A 290-nucleotide genomic window follows, 5' to 3' on the forward strand; every position below is an offset into this window, starting at 1 on the left:
GGGCGATCTGGGTCGGCGGGGTGGTGACGGCGCCCGTCTCGGGATCCACCGGAACGAGGCTCACGGCGCGTGCCCCGGACATGGACACCGAGACCGATCCGGGCCCGGCGGCGCATCCGCCGACGCCGGGCTTGTCGGGCCACGTCCATCCGGGGCTCACCACGGCGCCTTCCGGGGTGATGCGCGACAGACGGTCTTCCGAGGCGGTGGCGTCCGTGACCCCGGTGCTGCCGGTGCCGTCCACGCAGACGTCTCCGGCGCGCCCGATGCCGCTCATGACGATGCGCGGC

General features: G+C 74.8%; 1 pseudogene. It reads right to left on the minus strand.

From position 1 onward, the window contains the following. A pseudogene (locus AC0IX4_RS23000) lies at positions 1-277 on the minus strand (PQQ-dependent sugar dehydrogenase); the annotation flags it as partial. Positions 278-290 lie beyond the last annotated feature (13 nt).

This window comes from Rhodococcus sp. AC861, assembly GCF_979256035.1.